Here is a 22,414-nt window from a genome sequence, read left to right as displayed (position 1 = left end):
GCCCCGATGAGCATCATTGTCAGAACCCTGTCGGACCAGACCTATGAGGCGGTGCGCCGCAAGATATTGTGCGGCGTCATTCCCGCTGGCACGCCGCTGCGCCAGGACGTGATCGCAACGGAACTGGGCGTCAGCAAGATCCCCCTGCGGGAGGCTCTGGGCCGTCTGGAACAGGATGGGCTGCTGATCTCCTATCCCAACCGTGGCTATGTGGTGCGTCCCCTGACCAAGGCGGAGGCGGCTGAAGTCTTCGCGTTGCGCCTGAAACTGGAACCCGGCGCCGTGGTGGATGGCGCGCGCCGTGCGACACCAGACCATCATGCGGCGGCCTGCGCGGCCCTGGCGGCACTGGAACTGGATCAGGACCGCGACGGGGCCGATCATGTCACCCAGAACCGCCTGTTCCATCTGTCACTGATCAAGCCCGGCGGGCCCGTGACCTATCAGTTGCTGAAACGGCTTCATATCCTGTCGGAACGCTATGTCCGACTGCATCTGGAGCCGAAGGGGCGGGAGGATCGGGCGCGCCTGGAACACCGGGCCATTCTGGAGGCCTGGATATCCATGGATGCGGAACGGGTGGATCGTCTGGTGGCCGACCATATCCGCAGCACACTGGACGATCTGCACGTCCAGTTCGGGGTTTGATGGAGTCGCGGCGGTAGCGCGCCTTGTTCCGCCGGCGCGGTTTTCACAAAATCATTGCCAATCGGATTTGCGCCCGCCTGTGACGGTCATTATGTAATCGCGTCTCCATATTTATAATATAATAATGGAAATCCAGTAAAAGACGTGGTATCCGAAAAAAGTCGGGACGTCCGTCAGGGCGTGTACCGGTGGTTCCAGGGAGAATAGGTTATGGCCAAGGATCAGGTCGCGCAGGGCACGTCACCCCGCCGCCTGCGGTCGCAGGAATGGTTCAACAACCCCGCCAATGCCGATATGACGGCGCTTTATCTGGAGCGCTATCTGAATTTCGGGTTGAGCCGGGAGGAATTGCAGTCGGGCAAGCCCATTATCGGTATCGCCCAGACAGGGTCGGATCTGTCCCCGTGCAACCGCCACCACGTGGTGCTCGCGGAACGTATCCGGGAAGGCATCCGCACCGCTGGCGGTATCGCCATCGAATTTCCCGTTCATCCCATCCAGGAGACGGGCAAGCGCCCGACGGCAGGACTTGACCGCAATCTGGCCTATCTGGGGCTGGTGGAGCTGCTGTACGGCTACCCGCTGGACGGGGTGGTGCTGACCATCGGTTGCGATAAGACCACGCCGGCCATGCTGATGGCCGCCGCGACCGTGAATATTCCGGCCATCGCCCTGTCGGTCGGCCCCATGCTGAATGGCTGGCACAAGGGGGAGCGGACGGGTTCGGGCACCATCGTCTGGAAGGCGCGCCAGATGATGGCGGCGGGTGAGATCGACTATAAGGGTTTCATCGACCTCGTTGCCTCCTCGGCCCCGTCCACGGGTTACTGCAACACGATGGGCACGGCGACCACCATGAATTCGCTGGCCGAAGCGCTGGGCATGCAGTTGCCCGGCTCCGCCGCCATTCCCGCCCCGTATCGGGAGCGGCAGCAGGTGGCCTATGAGACGGGCAAGCGGATTGTCGGCATGGTGGAGGAGGATCTGAAGCCGTCCGACATCATGACGCGCGATGCCTTCTTGAACGCCATTGTCGTGAATTCGGCCATCGGCGGGTCGACCAATGCCCCCATCCATCTGGCTGCCATCGCGCGCCATATGGGCGTGGAACTGTCGCTGGATGACTGGCAGACCTATGGTCATAAGATCCCGCTGCTGGTGAACCTTCAGCCGGCGGGGGAATATCTGGGTGAGGATTATCACCATGCCGGCGGCGTGCCCGCCGTGGTCAATCAGCTGATGGGCCAGGGCCTGATCCGCGAAGACGCCATGACCGTCAATGGCCGCACCATCGGGGAGAATTGCCGGGGCCGCGAGATCGATATGCCGGAGGTTATCCGGACCTTCGACAATCCGTTGAAGTCCGAGGCCGGTTTCATCGTGTTGCGTGGCAGCCTGTTTGATAACGCCATCGTCAAGACCTCGGTGATCAGCGCGGAGTTCCGGGAGCGCTACCTGTCCAACCCCGCCGACCCCGAGGCGTTTGAAGGTCGCGCCTTCGTGTTCGACGGGCCGGAGGATTACCATCACCGCATCGACGATCCCGCCTTGGATATCGGCCCCAACGACATCCTGGTGATGCGCGGGGCCGGCCCCATCGGTTATCCGGGCGCGGCAGAGGTCGTGAACATGCGCCCGCCCGCCTATCTGATCAAACAGGGGGTCAGCGTCCTGCCCTGCATCGGCGATGGGCGGCAGTCGGGTACCTCGGGTTCACCCTCTATCCTGAACGCCTCACCGGAGGCGGCGGCGGGCGGCAATCTCGCCATCCTGCGCAGCGGCGACCGGGTGCGGATCGACCTGCGCAAGGGCCGGGCGGATATCCTGATCCCCGATGCCGAGATCGCGGAGCGTCAGCGGGCACTGGCGGCGGCGGGTGGTTATCGCTATCCGGCCTCGCAAACGCCGTGGCAGGAGATTCAGCGCCGTATGGTAGGGCAGTTGGGCGATGGTGCCATCCTGGAGCCGGCGGCACAGTTCCAGCGCATTGCGGAGACCTATGGGGTGCCACGGGACAATCACTGAAAAGAGGGGGGCGCTCCAACCGGGCGCCCCCCCCCTTCGTCGTCGCGGTGTCACCCGACGAACAGCACATCCAGCCGCCTCGGCCCGTGCACGCCCACCACCCGGTCCAGTTCGATATCGGCGGTGGCCGAGGGCCCGGAGCAGAAGGTGATGGGACGGTTGGGCACCAGGGCCGCGATGGCCTCCGGCACCAGCCCGACCAGCTGCTCGGTACGCACCACGCACAGGTGATAATCGGGCAGCAGGGTCAGGGCGCGCCGTCCCTGTGCCGCCCCGCCATCCAGAACGATACTGCCCGTCTCGGCAATGGCCAGGGCCGCCCCGGTCAGGGCACCGGGAATGGCGTTCAGTGCGCCATAGGGCAGATTATCATCGGGCACCAGTGCCACCCCATCCGGCCGCCATGCCGCCGGCAGGTCGGTTGGTACGGCCAGCCGGTCAATGCCACGGCCCGCCAGAATGCCGGCCACGGCGGGTGCGACAGGTCCGCTGGTCCGGGTCACGCCGACATTGTAATCGCGCAGCCGGTCTAGGAACCGTTCCACCATGGCTTCGCGGTCGTCTTCCCACACACGGTTGATGGCCGGGGCAGGGGTGACGGGCGGCGGGCTGCCGGCGATGGCCGCGCGCACGCGCGACAGGATCAGGTCACGGCCCTTCATCACTTTTCCTCCCGCTTCTGCCACCAGTCGCGGAAGCTCTCTGCTGGCAGCGCCGGGAAATCGCGCGACAGGGTCCAGCCGGACAAGGGTGGAGGCAGCCAGGGCAGGGCGCCATCCCGCATCAGCAGCTTCTGACCCAGCCGCCCGGCCCACAATGACCAGTCCAAGGCCCCCTGATTACCGAACATGCGGGCGGCGACGCCCATGGCCAGCGCCTCCCCCTTGCCGGCATGGCCCTCGCGCACCACGCGGCCACGCAGATGGACCAGGATTTGCGGGATGTTAATCTTTACCGGGCATACTTCATGACACGCGCCGCACAGGCTGCTGGCATAGGGCAGGCTCCCCGTCTCCTCCAGGCCACGCAGCTGCGGCGTGACGATGGCGCCGATCGGGCCCTGATACATGCTGTCATAGGCATGGCCGCCCGCCCGTTCATAGACGGGGCAGACATTCAGACAGCGTGAACAGCGGATACAGTGCAGCGTCTCGCGCGCCACCTCATCCGCCAGGATATTGCTGCGGCCATTGTCCAGCAGTACCAGATGGAATTCCCGTGGCCCGTCGCCCGCATGCACCCCGGTCCAAAGCGAGTTATAGGGGTTCATCCGCTCCCCCGTCGCGGCGCGGGGCAGAAGCTGCAGGAATACCGACAGGTCGTCGAAACGCGGCAGCACCTTCTCAATGCCCATGATGGAGATCAGGACCTGCGGCAGGGTCAGGCACATGCGGCCATTGCCCTCCGATTCCACCACGCCCACCGTCCCCGTCTCGGCCACGGCGAAGTTGGCGCCGCTGATGGCGACTTTCGTCTCCATGAATTTCCGGCGCAGATAGGCGCGGGCAGCGCGCGTCAGGTCGGGCGGCCGGTCGGACAAGCCTGTGCCATGCTCCCCCATTTCCGCCCGGAACAGGTCACGGATTTCGACGCGGTTCTTGTGGATGGCGGGCACCAGCAGGTGCGACGGCTTCTCCTTCGCCATCTGCACGATCATGTCGGCCAGATCGGTCTCAAACGGGCGGATGCCGGCTGCTTCCAGGGCGGGGTTCAGCTCAATCTCATCCGTGGTCATGGACTTGATCTTGATGACCTGATCGGTGCCGGCGTCTTGGGTCAGGCGGACGATGATGTCGCGCGCTTCCGCCGCATCGGCAGCCCAATGTACCTGGCCGCCGGCGCGCGTGACCATTTCCTCCAGTTGCAGAAGATATTGGTCCAGCCTGGCGTGCGCCTCCTGCTTGATGGCCTTGCCAGCGTCGCGCAGCGCCTCCCAGTCCGGCAGTTCGGCGGTGACCTTGGCGGTCTTGCCCCGGATGGTATTGGTGGCCTTGGCCAGGTTGCGCCGCTGCTGTGTGTTGCGCAGGCCATCGGCGGCGCGGGTGGGGAAGGTCGTATTCATGCCCAGGGTTCCTCCGCCGTGGAGGCCAGGATTTGGGCCAGATGCACGGTCCGCACGCCCGTGCGCTGCCGCGACAGGCCACCACCAATATGCATCAGACAGCTATTGTCGCCGGCGGTGCAGATTTCGGCGCCGGTGGACAGGATGTGGCGCATCTTGTCGGTCAGCATGGCCGTGCTGGTCTCGGCATTCTTGACGGCGAAGGTGCCGCCGAAGCCGCAGCATTCGCGGTTATTGGGCAGTTCCACCAGATCGATGCCCGACACATGCCGCAGCAGGGTCAGCGGCCCGTCGCCCAGATGCAGCGACCGCAGGGAATTGCACGAACTGTGATAGGTGACGCGGTGGGGGTAATAGGCGCCGACATCGCTCAGCCCCAGCTTCTGGGTCAGGAATTCGGAAAACTCGAACACGCGGGGAGTGATCTCTTCCACCGCCCGCAGCAGCCCCGCATCCTTTGCCACATGCCGGGCCAGATAAGGATATTGGCCGCGCACCATGGCGGTGCAGGAGGTGGACGGGATCACGATGGTTTCCGCATCCTGGAACGTCTCGACGAAGCGGCGGACCAGACCCACGGCATCATCATGATAGCCGGAATTATGGTGCATCTGGCCGCAGCAGGTCTGAGCCAGCGGAAACTCCACCTGATGCCCCAACCGCTCCAGCACCCGCACCACGGCCCGGCCGGTATCGGGAAACAGGCTGTCATTAATGCAGGTGATGAAAAGCGAGACGCGCATTTGGGGGGGACCGGTTACTGCAAATTCACAAACGCGCCGCCATCGACCAGCAGGGCAGCACCGGTGACATAGCGGGCAAGGTCCGATGCCAGGAACACCACCGGCCCGCCCATATCCTCCGGCTGCCCCAGGCGGCCCAGCGGGATGCGGCCTTCCATGTAGGTGCGCTTGGCTTGATCGGCCAGATCATCCTTGTTGATGTCGGTCAGGATGGTGCCCGGCAGAAGGGAGTTGCAGCGGATGCCATAGGGACCCAGGGCGATGGCGCAGCTCTGCATCAGCGAATGCACACCGGCCTTGGTGGGCGTGTAATGGGTCTGCATGCCGCCACCGACCAGGGCGGAGATGGAGGAAATGGCGATGATCGCCCCGCCGCGCCCCTGATTCTTCATCTGGATGGCGGCGGCCTGGGTCATGTAGTAGGCGCCGTTCAGGTTCACCTTGATGGTGCGGTCCACCACATCGACCGGCATGTCCAGGAAGGAATGGAACGGGCAGATGCCGGCATTGGAGACGAACACGTCCACGCCTCCAAAGGCGGCCACGGCTGCCTTAACAAATTCCTGTGCCGCTGCGGGATCGGCCACGTCGCCCTTGACGGCAATGCCCTTCTGACCCAGCGCCGCAATCTGCGCCACCACATCCTCGGCAGCGGCGGGGGAAGCGGCATAGTTGATGGCGACATTGGCCCCGTGCCGGGCGCATTCGACCGCCACAGCCGCCCCGATCCCGCGCGATGCACCGGTGATCAGCACGGTCTTGCCTTCCAACAAACGCATAACGTCCTCCCTGAATCTCATATTGCGGAATGATGTCTCATAAATCAAAATCCGACGCAAGCCTGATCCCCCAGCGGGAAAGGGCGACCGGTATCAGGACCGCATTGACAGGCGTTGTCCCATTTTATAGAACTGTATCCCACAATTAAGAACGTGCGCACCTTCCTTGCCCGCTGCGCACGCCCTTCAGGGAGTGTGAAAACACCATGGCCTTCCCCCTTATCCGCGATGTCCGCGCCTATGTGGTGCGCGGCGGTGGCGCCGATTACCATGACCAGGGTGACGGCCACTGGATCGACGATCATATCGCCACGCCGATGAGCCGGTATCCCGAATATCGCCAGAGCCGGCAGAGCTTCGGCATCAATGTGCTGGGCACGCTGGTGGTGGAGATCGAGGCGGCGGACGGCACCATCGGATTCGCGGTGACCACGGGCGGGGAACCGGCCTGCTATCTGGTGGAAAAGCATTTCTCCCGCTTCCTGATCGGCCGCTCCCCGGTGGAAGTGGAGAAGATCTGGGACCAGATGTATTTCGGCTCCCAATATTATGGCCGCAAGGGTCTGGTGGTGAACGCCATTTCCGGCGTCGATCTGGCCCTGTGGGACCTGCTGGGCAAGCTGCGTCAGGAACCGGTCTATCATCTGCTGGGTGGTGCCGTCCGCGATGAGCTGACCTTCTACGCCACCGGCGCGCGCCCTGATCTGGCCAAGGAAATGGGCTTCATCGGCGGAAAGATGCCCCTGCATCACGGCCCGGCGGAAGGCGAGGAAGGCCTGCGCAAGAACATCGAAGAACTGGCCACCATGCGCGAGCGGGTGGGCGAGGATTTCTGGCTGATGTTCGATTGCTGGATGTCGCTGGACCTGAACTACGCCACCAAGCTGGCCCACAAGGCCCACGAATATGGCCTGAAATGGATCGAAGAGGCGCTGTCGCCCGATGATTACTGGGGCTATGCCGAACTGAAGAAAAAGGCCCCGCCGGGCATGCTGGTGACCACGGGCGAGCATGAGGCCACCCGCTGGGGCTTCCGCATGCTGATGGAAATGGATTGCTGCGACATCATTCAGCCCGACGTGGGCTGGTGCGGTGGCGTCACCGAACTGACCAAGATCGCCAACATGGCCGACAGCCGCGGCATCATGGTCATCCCGCACGGGTCGTCGGTCTATTCCTATCACTTCGTCATCACGCGCCATAACAGCCCGTTTGCCGAATTCCTGATGATGGCGCCCAAGGCCGACAAGGTCGTGCCGATGTTCCATCCGCAGCTGCTGGGTGAGCCGGTGCCCGTCAATGGCAAGCTGAAACTGTCCGACAAGCCCGGCTTCGGCGTGGAGCTGAACCGTGAGGTCAAGCTGCACCGGCCTTATGTGGGCCAGGGCAAATAATCCAATCATTTCCGATCACGAAAGCTACTTATCATGAAGCTGCTGCGTTACGGCCCCAAGGGCCAGGAAAAGCCGGGCCTGATGGATGCCACCGGCACCATCCGCGACCTGTCAGGCGTCGTTGCCGATATCACCCCGGACGTGCTGTCGCCCGCCGGTCTGGCCAAGATCGCCGCCATTGATCCGGCTAGCCTGCCGGCGGTCGAAGGCTCGCCCCGTTACGGCGTGCCCATCAATGGCGTGCGCAAATTCATCGCTGTCGGTCTGAACTTCGCTGACCATGCGGCGGAGAGCAACCTGCCGATCCCGACGGAGCCGGTGCTGTTCACCAAGGCCGTTTCCTGTCTGACCGGCCCCAATGACCCGGTGATGATCCCCAAGGACTCGGTCAAGACCGACTGGGAAGTGGAACTGGGCATCGTCATTGGCAGCCGCGCCCGCTATGTCAGCGAGGAGAACGCGCTGGACCATGTCGCGGGATATGTCCTGATCAATGACGTGTCCGAACGCGCCTTCCAGATCGAACGCGGCGGCACCTGGGACAAGGGCAAGGGCTGTGACACGTTCGGTCCCGTCGGCCCCTGGGTCGTGACGTCGGACGAGGTGGGCGATGCCCAGAACCTGTCCATGTGGCTGGAGGTGAACGGCCACCGCTATCAGAACGGCAGCAGCAAGACCATGATCTTCACCTGCCGACAGCTGGTCGCCTATATCAGCCAGTTCATCACGCTGGAGCCGGGCGACCTGATCACGACCGGCACCCCGCCGGGCGTGGGTCTGGGCCAGAAGCCGGAGCCGAAATATCTGAAGGCCGGCGACGTCATGCGCCTGGGCATCGAAAAGCTGGGTGAGCAGCACCAGGACGTCGTCGCCTGGACCCAGGAAGGTGTGGCATGAGCATCTATGCTGACCGTTTCAAGGGCCAGGTCGCCATCGTCACCGGCGGCGCCTCCGGTGTGGGCCGAGAAGTCGCAGCCCGCCTGACGCAGGAGGGAGCCAAGGTCGTCCTCTGGGACATGAATGCCGACGCGCTGACCCAGGCGCAGGCGGATACCGGGGCCGTTGACGCAATCTCCCTCGACGTCACCGATGCCGAGGCCGTGCAGGCGGCAGCGGATGCGGTGGCGCAGAAGCTGGGCCGTGTCGATGTGCTGATCGCCAGCGCGGGCATCACGGGTGCCACCGTTCCGGTGCAGGAATTCCCGCTGGACAGCTGGCGCCGGGTTATCGACATCAATCTGAACGGCCTGTTCTATTGCTGCCGTGCGGTCATCCCGCACATGCTGAAGAATGATTATGGCCGTATCGTCAATGTCTCCTCGGTGGCCGGCAAGGAAGGCAACCCCAATGCGTCGGCCTATTCGGCGTCCAAGGCCGGCGTGATCGGCTTTACCAAGTCGCTGGGCAAGGAACTGGCCAAGACCGGCATCCGCGTCAACGCCCTGACGCCCGCCACCTTCAAAAGCCCGATCCTGGAACAGCTGCCGCAGAGCCAGGTCGATTACATGCTGTCCAAGATCCCCGCCGGGCGTCTGGGCGAGGTGCATGAGGTGGCGGCCATGATCAGCTGGATGGCCAGTGCCGAATGCAGCTTCACCACCGCGTCGACCTTCGACATTTCCGGTGGCCGCACGACGTACTGATTGTCGTGTACGACAGTGGCAAAGGGCCGGTCCGGTTGGGCCGGCCCTTTTCGTTTATGGTGTGACGACCTGCCGGCCCATATCGATGACACTCACCGCATCCGGACGGCCCGGCTGGGGGGCAGGGCAGGCGGCGGAAAGATAGCGGATGACCCGCCCGCCGCTGATCGGTCGGTCCCAGGCATAGATCGGGCAGGGGCCGGACGGGCTTTGATGGGTGCTGCCCGTCTCGTAATTCTCGTAATTGCCGAACTGGCTGCCCAGGCCGTTATCGATGCTGGTGGGCTGTGTGGGTGGTGCCGGTGGCGCTGGCGTCTGCGCGCATGCGGTCAGGACCAGAATCAGGCAGATCAGTGAAAGATGCCGCACGGTAATCCCCCGAAATCCCCCTGGGAGCAGGGGGCGGGATTGCGGCTTTTATGTGGGCCGTTGCGCCCTTACCCTTCCGTTGGCTGCCGCGTTCGGGAAGGGTGAGGGAGCGACCGTTACCGTTTGCCCTTCGCCTTGGCCGCCGCGAAAGCCGCTGCAAAGGCGTTGTCCTCCACCGGGGCCGGCTTCTTGGGCGGCGGGTTGTTGTTCTGCTGCGGCGGGCGTTGACCCTGCGGTGCACGGGTTGCCGGCGGCGGACCCCGGCGGTCATCACGCCGATCTGGGCCGGGCGCGGCGGGCCGGGCGGGGGCCGGGCGTTCGTCCAGCTTCATGGTCAGGGCCACACGCTTGCGCTTCAAGTCCACTTCCAGGACCTTGACCTTCACGATGTCGCCGGCCTTTACGACGCTGTGCGGGTCCTTCACGAAGGTATGGGACAGCTGGCTGATATGGACCAGCCCATCCTGATGCACGCCGACATCGACAAAGGCGCCGAAGGCGGTGACGTTGGTCACCACCCCCTCCAGTACCATGCCCAGCTGCAAATCCTTCAACTCCTCCACCCCATCCTTGAACTGGGCGGTCTTGAATTCCGGGCGCGGATCGCGACCGGGCTTTTCCAGTTCTTTCAGGATGTCGCTGACGGTCGGTATCCCGAACTTCTCATCCGTGAAATCGGCGGGGTCGAGTGATTGCAGGAAGCCGACATCGCCGATCAGCTTGGCCAAGGGACGGCCCGTCTTCTTCAGGATGCGTTCGACCACGGGATAGGCTTCCGGGTGGACCGAGGAGCCGTCCAGCGGGTTCTCCCCGTCGCGGATGCGCAGGAAGCCCGCGGCCTGCTCAAACGCCTTCGGCCCCAGCCGCGGCACGTCCAGCAATTGCCGGCGGCTACGGAAAGCCCCCTTATCATCCCGGAACGCGATGACATTCTTGGCCACCGTCTCCGACAGGCCCGACACGCGGGCCAGCAGCGGCACGGATGCGGTGTTCAGGTCGACGCCGACGCCGTTCACGCAATCCTCGACCACGGCATCCAGCGCGCGCGACAGCTTCGCGGGGCTGACATCATGCTGATACTGGCCGACGCCGATAGACTTCGGATCGATCTTCACCAGTTCGGCCAGCGGGTCCTGCAAACGCCGGGCGATGGAGATGGCGCCGCGCAGGGTTACGTCCAGCTTGGGGAATTCCAGGGCGGCCACTTCCGACGCCGAATACACGGAGGCGCCTGCCTCCGACACCATCACCTTGGTGAGGCGGTGATCGGGCAGCAGCGCGATCAGGTCGGCGGCCAGCTTGTCCGTCTCCCGGCTGGCGGTGCCATTGCCGATGGCGATCAGGTCGACATCATGGCGCTTGACCAAGGCGGCCAACGTGGCCAGCGATCCCTGCCAATCCTTACGCGGCTCATGCGGATAAATAACGCCGGTATCCAGCAGCTTGCCGGTGGCATCAACCACGGCCACCTTCACGCCCGTGCGGATGCCGGGGTCCAGGCCGAGGGTGGCGCGCTGTCCGGCGGGCGGGGCCAGCAGCAGGTCCTTCAGGTTGCGGCCAAACACATGGATGGCCTCATCCTCCGCCTTCTCGCGCAGGACATTCATCAGGTCCAGTTCGATATGCAGGGAAATCTTGGTCTTCCAGGCCCAGCGGCAGCAATCGGCCAGCCAGCGGTCGGCGGGCCGGCCACGATCCTGAATGCCGAAGGCGGCGGCAATCAGGCCCTCCGCCGGATGCGGGCTGCCCGGCGGCGGCTCATCCCCCACGGCCAGCTTCAGATCCAGCACCCCGGCGGCACGGCCCCGGAACAGGGCCAGCGCGCGGTGCGAGGGGATCTTGGTCAGCGGTTCGGAGAAGTCGAAATAGTCGCTGAACTTGGCCCCTTCTTCGGCCTTGCCCTCCACCAGGCCCGACACGACGCGGCCTTGGGACTGGGAGAAGTCGCGCAGGCGGCCCACCAGGGTCGCATCCTCGCCCATCCGTTCCACCAGGATGGCGCGCGCCCCCTCCAGGGCCGCCTTCACATCGGCGACACCCTTGTCAGCACTGACAAAGCCGGCGGCCTCATTCTCCGGCGAGCATGTGGGGGTGGACAACAGCCGGTCAGCCAGCGGCTCCAGCCCGGCCTCCCGCGCGATCATCGCCTTGGTGCGGCGCTTAGGCCGGTAGGGGAGGTACAGATCCTCCAGCCGGGTCTTGGTATCGGCTTGCGTGATCTGTTTGGCCAGTTCGGGCGTCATCTTGCCCTGTTCATTGATGCTGGCCAGGATGGTGGCGCGCCGCTCCTCCATCTCCCGCAGATAGCGCAGACGTTCTTCGAGATTGCGCAGCTGTGTGTCGTCCAGCCCGCCCGTCACTTCCTTGCGGTAGCGGGCGATGAAGGGAACGGTCGATCCCTCATCCAGCAGGCCCACCGCCGCCTCCACCTGGGCGGGGCGGACGGACAGTTCGGCGGCGATCTTATGGGCGATGGACAGCATGCGGCAGGCCTTGGAAGAATAAACCAGGGGGTGGGTGATAGCGCATCGTGGGGGCGTGGGGGAAGCGATCAGGAATGGTGGTGCCACCTATGCATTGCCGCAGTGCAGAGCTGCGTTAGCGGTCGCCGCGATTAACCATTCCATAACCCCTCCGCCCCTATAACTGCTTTCAGCAACATCTTCTGTTGTTTCCCTCCCAGAAGTTCCCACCTTCAAAACCCCGGCGCCTGATGGCGACGGGGTTTTTTTTACGCCATGCTGGGACTGCGACCGGCGGGAGAGGGAATGATGAATATCGGCGAGGCGGCGGCGGCCACGGGCGTGTCGGCCAAGATGATCCGGCATTATGAAAGCATCGGCCTGATCAAGCCGGCCCTGCGCAGTGTTGCCGGCTATCGGGTCTATGCCGATGCCGACATCCATTCCCTGCGTTTCATCCGCCATGCCCGCGATCTGGGCTTCGCCTTGGATGATATCGACGCGCTGCTGCGCCTATGGGGTGACCGGGAGCGTTCATCCTGCGAGGTGAAGAAGCTGGCGCTGGATCATATCGCGACCTTGGACCGCAAGATTGCCGAGCTTCAGGTCATGCGCGCCAGCCTGACCGACCTTGCCGACCGCTGCCAGGGCGATGACCGCCCCCATTGCCCGATTCTGGAGGGGTTGGCGGGGTGACATCGATAACAGCCCGGCCTATCGGTCGGCAATATCGGCCCGATGGCCCGTACTTAAGACTTTTTTAAGCCTTGGGAAGAAAATGGCTTGACCCGGGGCGCGATTTGAAAGAAATAGTCGTCACCCAGGCCGGAGCGTTTCACTTGTTTCAAGCGGCACGTTCCGGGTGCATGGAGCGGGCAAAAAGAAAGGCCGCTACATGAGCGGCCTGAGTTTAGGGAGGAAACGCCCGATAAGGGCAAGCAGCACAACGTGCTGCGATGCAAAATATGGCTCTAATGCGGGCCGATGGCAAGCATAAAGACAGCCCCGGTTAGGGGCTGTTGCCATTTCTGGTGCCACCGGTGGACAATCATCGGTGTGCCGCTTGGAAGCCAGATGTTCTGCGGGGACTGCGTTGTCCCCCGATAAACCCTTCCAAATGAATATGAATTGCCATTCATCCACAGGGATGGTCGGGCCGCTGCTCTGCTGCGATGCAGCATTATCTATGCGATTCCGTGTGTCTGGTGTTGTGCGTGACGCATGGGTGTCTGTGCGTTTGCCGATCTTGTTCCGGTAACAGGGTTAGCCAGAATTAAAACCAATTTCGATATAATATGATTTAAATCTGCATCAGAAATATGATGATAATCGACATAAGGCGTCCTGGTGCTGCCTGTCAATTTTGGCTATGCCTTAATGCGGATAGGGCAAACTGGCGGCCCAATTCTGACAATTTCTGGGCAGATTTACTGGTATAGACCGAAAGTATTCATGAAATACGGCCTTAGAGAGCTATTGAAATCCTTCGTGGAAGGCTAAAGTCTATTAAGTTGGAAATTGTCGCCGGAAGGTCGCCTGACCAATCCCCCACCGAATGGGGGCCGGTGCCGTTCAGTGAGGGCCAAGATATGCAGACCGTTATTCTGATCGACGCGAACAAGCTGTTCCGGGAGGGGCTGAGCCGCCTGCTGCTGGATGTGCCGTTCAATGTGGCGGCGGAATTTGCCAGCATAGAAGAAGCTCTTGCGGCGGAACCACCGGCGGCGGCTGATTTGATCCTTGTCGATCCGGGTGAGGATTCGTCGGCCATGGCGCGGCTGTCGCAGCTTCGCCAGGTGATACCAGTGCCCATGGTGATCCTGACGGGCGGGCTTGATGCGCGGCGCCTGACCCAGGCGCTGGAGGTCGGGGTCGCAGGATATCTCATGAAGGACATGTCAGCCGACGCGCTGGCCCAGTCGCTGCGTCTCGTGATGATGGGGGAGAAGGTGTTCCCGACCCATCTGGCCGACCTTCTGGTGACCGGTCAGGTGCAGCCGCAGCCGGCCACGGAGATCACGGCCCTGCGCAAAGGCCTGTCGCAGCGTGAGACGCAGATTCTGCGATGCCTGATCGACGGCGACAGCAACAAGATCATTGCCGCCAACCTGGGCATCACGGAAGCGACCGTTAAGGTCCATCTGAAAAGCCTGTTGCGCAAGATCAATGCCGTCAACCGCACCCAGGCCGCAATCTGGGCCATGAATAATGGACTCGGTGCATCAGAAGGTGCGCAGGCCGCGAACAGTGACGGGCCTGCTGTGGGCGGCATGGCCTCTGCCTGACCGTTTACCCTGGGGGTCGGTTGTTCCGCGCTGTCGGGGCGCCGCACCCCCTTTTCATATGGCCCCTACAATTCAGTCGGGTGGCATATTTTAGTATGTTTCATAAGGGGGCTGCGTAGACGCCAGCAGCTTCATGCGCCCAAGGAGGGGCAGTCCCTGCACTATCCTGAGGGATAGCGCGTTACAAGGGTATTACATTTTGAGATTTTTGATTTATTATTAAAGATAAGCAGGTGGTGCAATGGTGATCCGTTAATAATTTCCTAAGTGCCAGCAGGAAGTTGTTAGCGCATTCAGGCCGAGCCGAAAGCTCGACTTAAGTGCTTGATAAAAAAGCGTTGACGTGTTCGGCGACGGTCTAGGTCCTCTACATCTTATTGGTGGTATTGAGGGGGAGGCAAGGGGCTGGAGGAGTCGGCGGCGGATATCAAGGATTTCCAAGGCTTGGACGATTTTTGTGGTGAGCGCTGCATAAAATTGTAGGAAGCCGAAAGCTTGTGTATAGTAGGGAAATGCCGGTGCCCAGCATCCATGGCAGGTTGCGGTTGGAGCCTGAGAGGCCGTTGAAATGCGTTTGATACTGATCGATCACGAAGCCGCGTTCGTTACCCGTGTCCGCCAGCTGGCGCGCCGCGCCGGGGTTATCGACCCTGTTGATGAAGTCGCCGATCTGGCCGATCTGGCGCAGGTAGCCCAGGCAAACCCGAAGGCGTCGATCGTCGGTATGGTCTCCACCACGATGGCGGTGCGTGGCGCCATCAAGGAATTTGTGCAGCGCTGCCCGAACGTGCCGCTGATCGTGGTGGGCGGGAATGACCCTGACCGCATGCGTGCCGCGCTGGGCGAAGGGGCGCGTGCCTATATTCGCCGCAGCGATGTCGGCGATGAGTTGTTGAGCGCGCTGGAAGTGGTGCGCGACGGTGGCGTGTTCGTGCCGCCGGTTGTCGCCATGCGCCCGGGTGGGGAGCCGTTGATGACGGTGGCCGGTCCCGTGCCTGCCGGCTTCTTCCGTGAAGATGCGGGCAAGCAGCTGACCCCGCGTCAGCGTGAGATTCTGTCGATGATCCGCGCCGGTCGCAACAATCAGGAAATTTCCGAGGCACTGGATCTTACCGTCGGGACCGTGAAGATTCACATCACGGCCATCTTCAAGGCGCTGGGCGTGCGTAACCGCACCCAGGCCATGGTTGCCGCGGATTGGCTGGACCTGCCGGTGGTGGAAGCGGTCGTTACCAGTGCCTGATCCTCGTCGGCGGTGGACAGGGATGGGGGCGGCCAAGGGCCGCCCCTTTGCTTTTTGCCCCGCAATTGCCAGAAAGCAGCGTATTGTATCGGCGTTCGCACCGCTTGTTCCGCCCCTTCCGGGCGTGCAAGGGGGACGATGCGGGGGCAGCTGCCTTGACCGGGAACGGGGGGTCTGCTATCGCCGCCCTTTATTTATTCGTTCGGCAAGCGGCCGAGGGTGATGCATGTCCGATATCTTTCGCGAAGTTGACGAGGATCTGCGCCGCGACCAGATCATGACGTTCTGGAAGCGGTATGGCGGTTTCGTCATCGCGGCTGCCGTTCTGGTGGTGGCGGCCACGGCTGGCAATGTCGGCTGGAAGCATTGGCGCACCACCCGGATGGAGGAGCGTACCGCTGTCCTGTCCGAAGCGCTGGCCAAGCTGCGCCCTGCCGATGAGAACAGCCAGCCCGACCTGAAGGCCGCAGCCGACGCGCTGTCCGCCGTTGGCGCCAAGCTGGGTGACGGCCATGCCGATATGGCCCGCCTGTATGAGGCCGGCCTGCGTGCCCGTGAAGGCGAGCGTGACAAGGCCATCGCCCTTTACGATCAGGTGGCCGGTACTGCTGGCACCGATCCGATGCTGCGCGATCTGGCCACGCTCCTGTCGGTGCAATTGCAGCTGGATACCGGCGATGCCGCCGCCCTGCGCACCCGTCTGGCTCCGCTGCTGAAGGCCGGCAATGCCTGGAAGGCGGCGGCGACGGAGGCATCGGGCCTGCTGGCTGCCCGCGCCGGCGACAATGCCGGGGCCGCCTCCCTGTTCAAGGAACTGTCGGAAGACAGCACCGCTCCGCAGGCGCTGCGCGCCCGTGCCACCGAACTGGCCGCGCTGTACGCGGCGACGAAATAAGTCCGGGATCAAGGAAAAGATGGCTGACATCACCCGTTCCGCTACCGCCGTCGCCGCCCGCCGTTCAGGCGTTGCCCCGACCCGGACCCGTTACCGCACCGCTGCCCGTATGGCGGCACCGTTGCTGGCCTGCCTGCTGCTGTCCGGCTGCGGCATCACCGACTGGTTCTCCGGCGATGATGATGGGCCCAAGCTGGGCGGCAACCGCATCTCGGTGCTGCAGCTTCAGCAGCAGCTGGAGGTCGATCCGCAGGTTTCGGCCGCGGAAGTGACCCTGCCCGAAGCCGTGATAAATGCCGACTGGGCACAGGCCGGTAGCAATCCGGCCCATAATCCCGGCCATGTCGCGCTGGGCCGCAACCTGTCCAAGGCGTGGAGCGCATCGGTTTCCGGCTCCGACAGCAGCGTGCGCCTGCTGGCCGGACCGGTGATCGCCGGTGGCCGTCTGTTCGTGCTGGACACCGACTATGATCTGCATGCCTTTGACGCCAAGTCGGGCAAGCGCATCTGGAAGCGCAACATCCTGCGCGAGAAGCAGGAGGGCGAGGCCTTTGGCGGCGGCGTCGCGGTGCATGAGAACCGCGTCTATGCCACCAACGGCTATGGCGAGGCCGTGGCCGTGGATTATGACAGCGGCGATATTGTCTGGCGCCGCCGCATCGCCGGCCCGATTCGCTCCGCCCCCACGGTTCTGGATGGCCGCGTCTTCGTGTCCACCGTCGATAATCAGATGATCACCCTGTCGGCGGAAAACGGTTCGCTGCAATGGTACCACACCGGCTTCCTGGAGCCTGCCGCCCTGCTGGGTGGTTCGGCGCCGGCGGTGGAAGGGGATACGGCCATCGTTCCCTATTCCTCGGGCGAGCTGTTTGCGCTGCGCGTGGAGAATGGCCGGCAGTCCTGGCAGGACAGTCTGGCATCGGTGCGCCGGGGTGAGAATCTGACGGGTCTGGCCGATATTCGCGGCCTGCCCGTAATCGCCGACGGCATCGCCTATGCGATCAGCCATTCCGGGCGCATGGCTGCCGTGGATATCCGTTCTGGTCAGCGTGTCTGGGAACAGGATATCGGCGGCATCACCACGCCGGCCATTATCGGCGACTGGATTTTCGTGACCACCAATGACGGTCAGGTCGTTGCCCTGACCCGCAAGGATGGCCGCGTGCGCTGGATCACCCAGCTGCAGCAGTGGGAGGATGAGGAGGACAAGGAAGATCCCGTCCTCTGGACCGGTCCCATTGCTGCCGGTGGCCGCCTGCTGCTGACCAACAATCAGGGCGAACTGGTCGAGATCGCGGTTGCCGACGGCAAGGTGATCAAAAAGACCAGTCTGCCCGCCTCCACCCTGCAGGCCCCTGTTGTGGCCGGCGAAACCCTGTATCTTTTGACGGAAGATGGCGATCTGGTCGCCTATCGGTAAACGGAGTTTAGAGTGATAAAGGCCACGCACCGGCTGACGGTCGCCATCATCGGGCGGCCGAATGTCGGCAAGTCCACCCTGTTCAACCGGCTGGTCGGCAAGAAGATCGCCCTGGTTGACGATCAGCCCGGCGTGACGCGCGACTGGCGCGCCGCCGATGGGCGCGTGGGGGGCTTGGAATTCACCGTGGTCGACACGGCCGGTCTGGAAGACGTCTTTGATGACAGTCTGGAGGCGCGCATGCGCCGCCAGACGGAGCGGGCGGTGGAACGGGCCGACGTAGCCCTGTTCCTGATTGATGCGCGCGCCGGTGTCACGGCCATGGACAAGCATTTCGGCGCCTGGCTGCGCAAGGCCGGCAAGCCCACTATCCTGATCGCCAACAAGTGCGAGGGGGCTGCCAGCCGTCCCGGACTGATCGAGGCGTTCGAGCTGGGCCTGGGTGAGCCGGTGCCGCTGTCGGCAGAACATGGCGAGGGCATGGCCGATCTGGTCACGGCCCTGGAACCCTTCATGCCGAAGGACGATCCGGAGGATGAGGAGGCGTTCGACGTGGACGCCGCCGAGGCCGAGGTTCGCGAGGAGGGAGAGACCGCCGCCGAGGATGAACCCAAGGCCCTGCAGCTGGCCATTGTGGGCCGCCCGAACGTGGGCAAATCCACCCTGCTGAACGCTCTGGTCCAGGAAGAACGCGTGCTGACCGGCCCCGAAGCCGGCATGACGCGCGACGCCATTGCGGTAGAATGGGAATGGCGGGGCCGCCCCATCCGTCTGGTCGATACCGCCGGTCTGCGCAAGCGGGCGCGGGTGGATGAGAAGCTGGAGAAGATGGCCAACCAGGATACGCTTCGCGTTATCCGCATGGCCCATGTCGTGGTGCTGCTGCTGGATGCCGACGGTATCCTGGACAAGCAGGACCTGACCATCGCCCGGCTGGTGATCGAGGAAGGCCGCGCCCTGGTCATCGCGTTGAACAAGTGGGATGCGGTAGAGGATAAGAACGCCGCCCTGCGCCGTATGTCCGACCGTTTGCAGACCTCCCTGCCGCAGGTGAAGGGCATTCCGACAGTGGCCATCTCGGCCCTGAAGGGCCAGAAGCTGACCGATCTTCTGGATGCGGTCGTCACCACCTACGGCGTCTGGAACCGGCGTATCCCGACATCGCAGCTGAACCGCTGGCTGGCCGACATGACGGACAGCCATCCGCCGCCGCTGGTCGATGGTCGCCGCCTGAAAATCCGCTACATGACCCAGGTGAAAAGCCGTCCGCCGACCTTCGCGCTGTTCGTCAGCAAGCCGGTGGATCTGCCCGAACATTACTCGCGCTATCTGGTCAATGGCATGCGCGAGCATCTGGACCTGCCGGGCGTTCCCATCCGTCTGCTGCTGCGTAAAGGCAGCACCAATCCTTTTGATTGATCGCTGACCTAACTGCGCTGTTGCCAAACGCCCCCTGTCCATTAGACTAAGACTAAATGGATAGGGGGCTTTCAGCATGATTTTCGGGGTCAACTTCTGGAACAAGAAGAAGACCTTTGAGGTTTTCCTGAAGAAGGACGACCGCTGGCAGCTTCATGTTCTGTGCGAGGAAGAACCGGAAGCCATCAATGAGGCGCAACTGCTGCTGCGCCTGAACAAGACGACCCATGTGAAGGTCGTCCGGCACCGGGCACTTTCCAGCTCCGCCGCGTCGGAGATGGTGGTGTATGAGGCGACGGCCAATCCGCCCAAGGAAAAGCCCATTGTCGTGTCCACCCCGGTCGGTGAACTGGCCGTCTGCAAGGTGGTGGATGATCTCTATACGGCGGATGCGCGGCGCACCATCGGGCAGGTGATGCGCGACTACATGCAGCGCTCCAATATCTGCACGACGGAGCTGCTGCACAGTTTCAGCCATATCCGCAAATTGCAGGATGCGCAGGGCCTGGTGAATGCCGGTATGCACCGGGTGGGGGCGGCACAGGCGGCGGCCATGAATGTGCCCGTGAAGGAACGGATGACATTGCTGGACGGGTTGCTGACGCAGTGCCAGCAGAAAGCCCGCAATTTCGCCGCTGAACGTGGCAATTACCCGGAATTCAAGGGCCAGGATCTGGCCGGTCTGTCCACCATCATCCAGCAGAAGGTGGGGCTGGAGCAGCATGATTATGTGCTGAATTCGCTGCTCAGCGTCTGGCTGTTCGAATTCCGGTCGCTGCTGGCCAAGGTCGATATCCTGGCGCGGTTGGCACAGGACAATGTCGAGAACGGTATGGTGCGGCATATCGATGCCATCCTGGCCGACACCATGATCTTTGCCGAGGTGGTGCAGGAACTGTTCGCACCGCAGCCCAACCTGGGCACGGCCCTGAAGGTGATGGGATCGGTTGTCCTGTGCCGGAAGGGGATCGCCGATGCGGTGACCAATCCGACCATGAAGATCATCGCCAACCTGATCCCCCAGGGTCATCTGCCGCAAACACAGGCTGCCCTGGCCGACCGCCTGCTGCGCGAGATCAATACCGACCGCCCGCTGGATCAGCGCGCGCCGGATCAGGAAGGTGCGTTGCTGGACGCGCTTGTTCTCTCCCTGACCGGCGATGATGGTACCATCCTGGGGGGAGAGCGGACGCATCAATCCGTGGAACGCCGTCGTCTGCGCCAGCGGCAGGAGATGTTGCGGGCCCAGGGGCTGCACAGCGTGGCGGATAATCTGCGCTGATTGCGCCCCTGTTCGCGCGATAAACTACAAGATTCAACCTTCCGTTGGTTGTGCCTGGCTTTATGAAGGCTTTACCCTTGCGCATCTGCCGTGGAAGGTTGCCGCCGCATGAAGCGCCATTCGCCCCCGCCCACCCGTTATCCCGGTGTGCCCGCCACCCCCGGCAAACAGGCGGCGCCCGGCCCGATACAGGCCAAGGCCGCGCCGACTGTGACGCGCCTGACCGCGCCACCACCACCGGCACCCAAGAAGCCCGCCGCACCAGCGCCGGCGCCGGTCCGTCTGACCGCACCGCCTCCGCCCCCACCGGGGGGCAAACATGTGGCCCAGGCCTACAAGGTGCTGCCGCCGGAAAAGCTGTGGCGAACGGCACCTTGGTTCAAACCCTGGTTTGCCAGCTATCCATATGCCGTGGTCGGCGATAGCAATTTGAGTGCGCAGGACCACCGCGACGGCGTGAACACCGAAGACGGGTATCTGGCCGACGGCAATACGGCCCGGGCCAATATTGTGCAGCGACCGGCCCTGCGCAGCAGCCTGCGCGTCTCCGACGATTACAATATGGCGATCGAGGATACCGACCTGCGCGGACGCCAGCCAAAAAGCTTCTTCGCCACGGACAAGGTGATCAACGCGTCCAACCGGGCGCTGCAAAATGTCCGGTCACCGATCCAACTGGTCAAGTCGGGCGGGGCGATCACTATTGTCGGCTGGTGGGGTGGCCGCTGGCGGCTTCACGAGGTCCGGCCGAGTTTTACCAATAATCACGGGGGGCAGAATATCGACCCGGACAATCTGCCACAGAACTGCAACGACATGGCCAGCACGGTTTCAAGGGTTTTCCTGGGGTTATCGCCGCAGGCGCAATCTGCCAACGTCCTGAAGGAGATAAGGGGCAAACGGCCTAATCAGGACATTACCGAGGATGACCTGCAAGCCTATGCCGGGTTGACGCAAAGCGATGGCATTCGGCGCCGGGGTGCCAACAAGTTCGCGGCCCCCAGGATCGGTGAAGCCTATATGATTGCTTCCATAACCAATGCCGAAGACCTGGCGACACAGGCATTGGCGGAAAACGATATGGACCGTGTTGATCAGATCGGCAACCGCACCCGCTGGCGTGACTATGGCAGCGGTCAGGACCGGGACATGCGCTGGCCCTATCACTTTGCTGGTGTCATCGCGGTCAGCGGCAATGACCGGATGACCCTGGAAAATTACGCCCGTGGTGACAACCGTCAGGCACAGCCCGATCCGCGCTGGTTCTTCCAGATGTATGGCAACAAGCCGGGCCAGAGTTTCCACGAGGCGACGCAAGGGCAAGACTATGTCAATCCCCTGACCGTGGTCATCCGCGGCTGATCTCGGGTCAGCCCTCGCGCCGGCGGTAATCCTGCAGGCGGGTCACGCGCAACGCCTGCACGCCATGGCGGTCGATCATTTCCTGCCAGGAGGCGAATTCCTCTGACGACAGGTCATAGCGCTTGCACGCATCCTCGACCGTCAACAACCCGGCGCGTACCCCGGCGACAACCTCTGCCTTGCGGCGCATCACCCAGCGGCGGGTGTCGGGCGGCGGCAGATCGTCCAGCGTCAAGGGACCGCTGCCATGCTGAATGCCGGCGGCATCCAGATCCGTCTCCGCCCGCAGGCGGCTGGTAGCGGCATTATTCAAGGGCTTCATGGCAAGGAACGCTCCGATACGATCTTCCCCGCCATCGTTAGCGGCACGCTCTTAACAAAGC

20 protein-coding genes are annotated in these 22,414 nt (G+C 63.2%); 13 read left to right on the top strand and 7 right to left on the bottom strand.

Going from position 1 to position 22,414, the window contains the following annotated elements; all coding sequences use genetic code 11:
- Positions 1-6 precede the first annotated feature (6 nt).
- Both ACT6Q8_RS19420 and ACT6Q8_RS19415 read left to right on the top strand, forming a co-directional pair.
- Positions 7-648 (top strand): GntR family transcriptional regulator, encoded by a 642-nt coding sequence (locus ACT6Q8_RS19420; protein WP_444733619.1) that lies wholly within the window; start codon positions 7-9, stop codon positions 646-648.
- Positions 649-858: 210 nt separating this feature from the next.
- A complete protein-coding gene (locus ACT6Q8_RS19415) occupies positions 859-2,673 on the top strand; it encodes an IlvD/Edd family dehydratase (protein WP_054167629.1) in 1,815 nt (604 codons plus the stop codon).
- A gap of 50 nt (positions 2,674-2,723) precedes the next feature.
- Here ACT6Q8_RS19415 and ACT6Q8_RS19410 read toward each other — a convergent pair whose 3' ends face one another.
- From ACT6Q8_RS19410 to ACT6Q8_RS19395, 4 genes are read right to left on the bottom strand one after another with little or no spacing between them, the layout of a single operon-like run.
- Positions 2,724-3,335, bottom strand: coding sequence for a LutC/YkgG family protein (locus tag ACT6Q8_RS19410; protein WP_444733620.1), 612 nt, complete (start codon positions 3,333-3,335; stop codon positions 2,724-2,726).
- Positions 3,335-4,735 carry a LutB/LldF family L-lactate oxidation iron-sulfur protein gene (locus ACT6Q8_RS19405; protein ID WP_444733621.1) on the bottom strand — a complete coding sequence of 467 codons (1,401 nt, stop codon included), beginning with the start codon at positions 4,733-4,735 and terminating at the stop codon, positions 3,335-3,337. The genes ACT6Q8_RS19410 and ACT6Q8_RS19405 overlap by 1 nt, the downstream gene beginning before the upstream one ends.
- On the bottom strand, positions 4,732-5,478 hold the full coding sequence (locus ACT6Q8_RS19400; RefSeq protein WP_444733622.1) for a (Fe-S)-binding protein: 747 nt from the start codon (positions 5,476-5,478) through the stop codon (positions 4,732-4,734). Before ACT6Q8_RS19400 ends, ACT6Q8_RS19405 begins: the two co-directional genes overlap by 4 nt.
- Before the next feature lie 14 nt (positions 5,479-5,492).
- On the bottom strand, positions 5,493-6,257 hold the full coding sequence (locus ACT6Q8_RS19395) for an SDR family NAD(P)-dependent oxidoreductase (protein WP_444733623.1): 765 nt from the start codon (positions 6,255-6,257) through the stop codon (positions 5,493-5,495).
- A gap of 206 nt (positions 6,258-6,463) precedes the next feature.
- On the opposite strand from ACT6Q8_RS19395, the gene rhmD reads away from it, so the two are divergent.
- From rhmD to ACT6Q8_RS19380, 3 genes are read left to right on the top strand one after another with little or no spacing between them, the layout of a single operon-like run.
- Entirely contained in the window at positions 6,464-7,651 is a 1,188-nt protein-coding gene (gene rhmD, locus ACT6Q8_RS19390) for an L-rhamnonate dehydratase (protein ID WP_054167634.1), read from the top strand.
- 33 nt (positions 7,652-7,684) lie between these two features.
- Positions 7,685-8,548 carry a fumarylacetoacetate hydrolase family protein gene (locus ACT6Q8_RS19385; protein ID WP_444733624.1) on the top strand — a complete coding sequence of 288 codons (864 nt, stop codon included), beginning with the start codon at positions 7,685-7,687 and terminating at the stop codon, positions 8,546-8,548.
- On the top strand, positions 8,545-9,294 hold the full coding sequence (locus ACT6Q8_RS19380) for an SDR family NAD(P)-dependent oxidoreductase (RefSeq protein ID WP_444733625.1): 750 nt from the start codon (positions 8,545-8,547) through the stop codon (positions 9,292-9,294). The genes ACT6Q8_RS19385 and ACT6Q8_RS19380 overlap by 4 nt, the downstream gene beginning before the upstream one ends.
- A gap of 54 nt (positions 9,295-9,348) precedes the next feature.
- On the opposite strand, the gene ACT6Q8_RS19375 is transcribed toward ACT6Q8_RS19380, so the two are convergent.
- Both ACT6Q8_RS19375 and ACT6Q8_RS19370 read right to left on the bottom strand, forming a co-directional pair.
- A complete protein-coding gene (locus tag ACT6Q8_RS19375; RefSeq protein WP_444733626.1) occupies positions 9,349-9,663 on the bottom strand; it encodes a hypothetical protein in 315 nt (104 codons plus the stop codon).
- A gap of 116 nt (positions 9,664-9,779) precedes the next feature.
- The gene (locus ACT6Q8_RS19370) at positions 9,780-12,146 is read right to left on the bottom strand and encodes a Tex family protein (protein ID WP_444733627.1); all 2,367 of its coding nucleotides are present in this window, start codon (positions 12,144-12,146) and stop codon (positions 9,780-9,782) included.
- A gap of 285 nt (positions 12,147-12,431) precedes the next feature.
- On the opposite strand from ACT6Q8_RS19370, the gene cueR reads away from it, so the two are divergent.
- From cueR to ACT6Q8_RS19330, 8 genes are all read left to right on the top strand, one after another.
- Positions 12,432-12,821: a Cu(I)-responsive transcriptional regulator gene (gene cueR / locus ACT6Q8_RS19365; RefSeq protein ID WP_444733628.1), complete on the top strand. Its 390-nt coding sequence runs from the start codon at positions 12,432-12,434 to the stop codon at positions 12,819-12,821.
- A gap of 893 nt (positions 12,822-13,714) precedes the next feature.
- On the top strand, positions 13,715-14,410 hold the full coding sequence (locus ACT6Q8_RS19360) for a LuxR C-terminal-related transcriptional regulator (RefSeq protein WP_054167639.1): 696 nt from the start codon (positions 13,715-13,717) through the stop codon (positions 14,408-14,410).
- 568 nt (positions 14,411-14,978) lie between these two features.
- A complete protein-coding gene (locus ACT6Q8_RS19355; RefSeq protein ID WP_444733629.1) occupies positions 14,979-15,653 on the top strand; it encodes a LuxR C-terminal-related transcriptional regulator in 675 nt (224 codons plus the stop codon).
- 226 nt (positions 15,654-15,879) lie between these two features.
- Entirely contained in the window at positions 15,880-16,548 is a 669-nt protein-coding gene (locus tag ACT6Q8_RS19350) for a tetratricopeptide repeat protein (protein ID WP_444733630.1), read from the top strand.
- 19 nt (positions 16,549-16,567) lie between these two features.
- On the top strand, positions 16,568-17,968 hold the full coding sequence (locus ACT6Q8_RS19345; protein ID WP_444733631.1) for an outer membrane protein assembly factor BamB family protein: 1,401 nt from the start codon (positions 16,568-16,570) through the stop codon (positions 17,966-17,968).
- A gap of 12 nt (positions 17,969-17,980) precedes the next feature.
- The gene (gene der, locus ACT6Q8_RS19340) at positions 17,981-19,387 is read left to right on the top strand and encodes a ribosome biogenesis GTPase Der (RefSeq protein WP_444733632.1); all 1,407 of its coding nucleotides are present in this window, start codon (positions 17,981-17,983) and stop codon (positions 19,385-19,387) included.
- A 76-nt stretch (positions 19,388-19,463) separates the two neighbouring features.
- A complete protein-coding gene (locus tag ACT6Q8_RS19335; protein WP_054167642.1) occupies positions 19,464-20,669 on the top strand; it encodes a hypothetical protein in 1,206 nt (401 codons plus the stop codon).
- 108 nt (positions 20,670-20,777) lie between these two features.
- Positions 20,778-22,031, top strand: coding sequence for a hypothetical protein (locus ACT6Q8_RS19330; protein ID WP_054167643.1), 1,254 nt, complete (start codon positions 20,778-20,780; stop codon positions 22,029-22,031).
- 7 nt (positions 22,032-22,038) lie between these two features.
- Here the strand turns inward: ACT6Q8_RS19330 and sciP are convergent, their stop codons facing one another.
- Positions 22,039-22,353 (bottom strand): CtrA inhibitor SciP, encoded by a 315-nt coding sequence (sciP, locus tag ACT6Q8_RS19325; protein WP_082372226.1) that lies wholly within the window; start codon positions 22,351-22,353, stop codon positions 22,039-22,041.
- Positions 22,354-22,414: the final 61 nt, after the last annotated feature.

The organism is Niveispirillum sp. (assembly GCF_052437035.1).
Lineage (GTDB): Bacteria > Pseudomonadota > Alphaproteobacteria > Azospirillales > Azospirillaceae > Niveispirillum.
The sequence above is the reverse complement of the archived record's forward strand: the minus strand, read 5'-3'. Positions and strand labels throughout refer to the sequence as shown.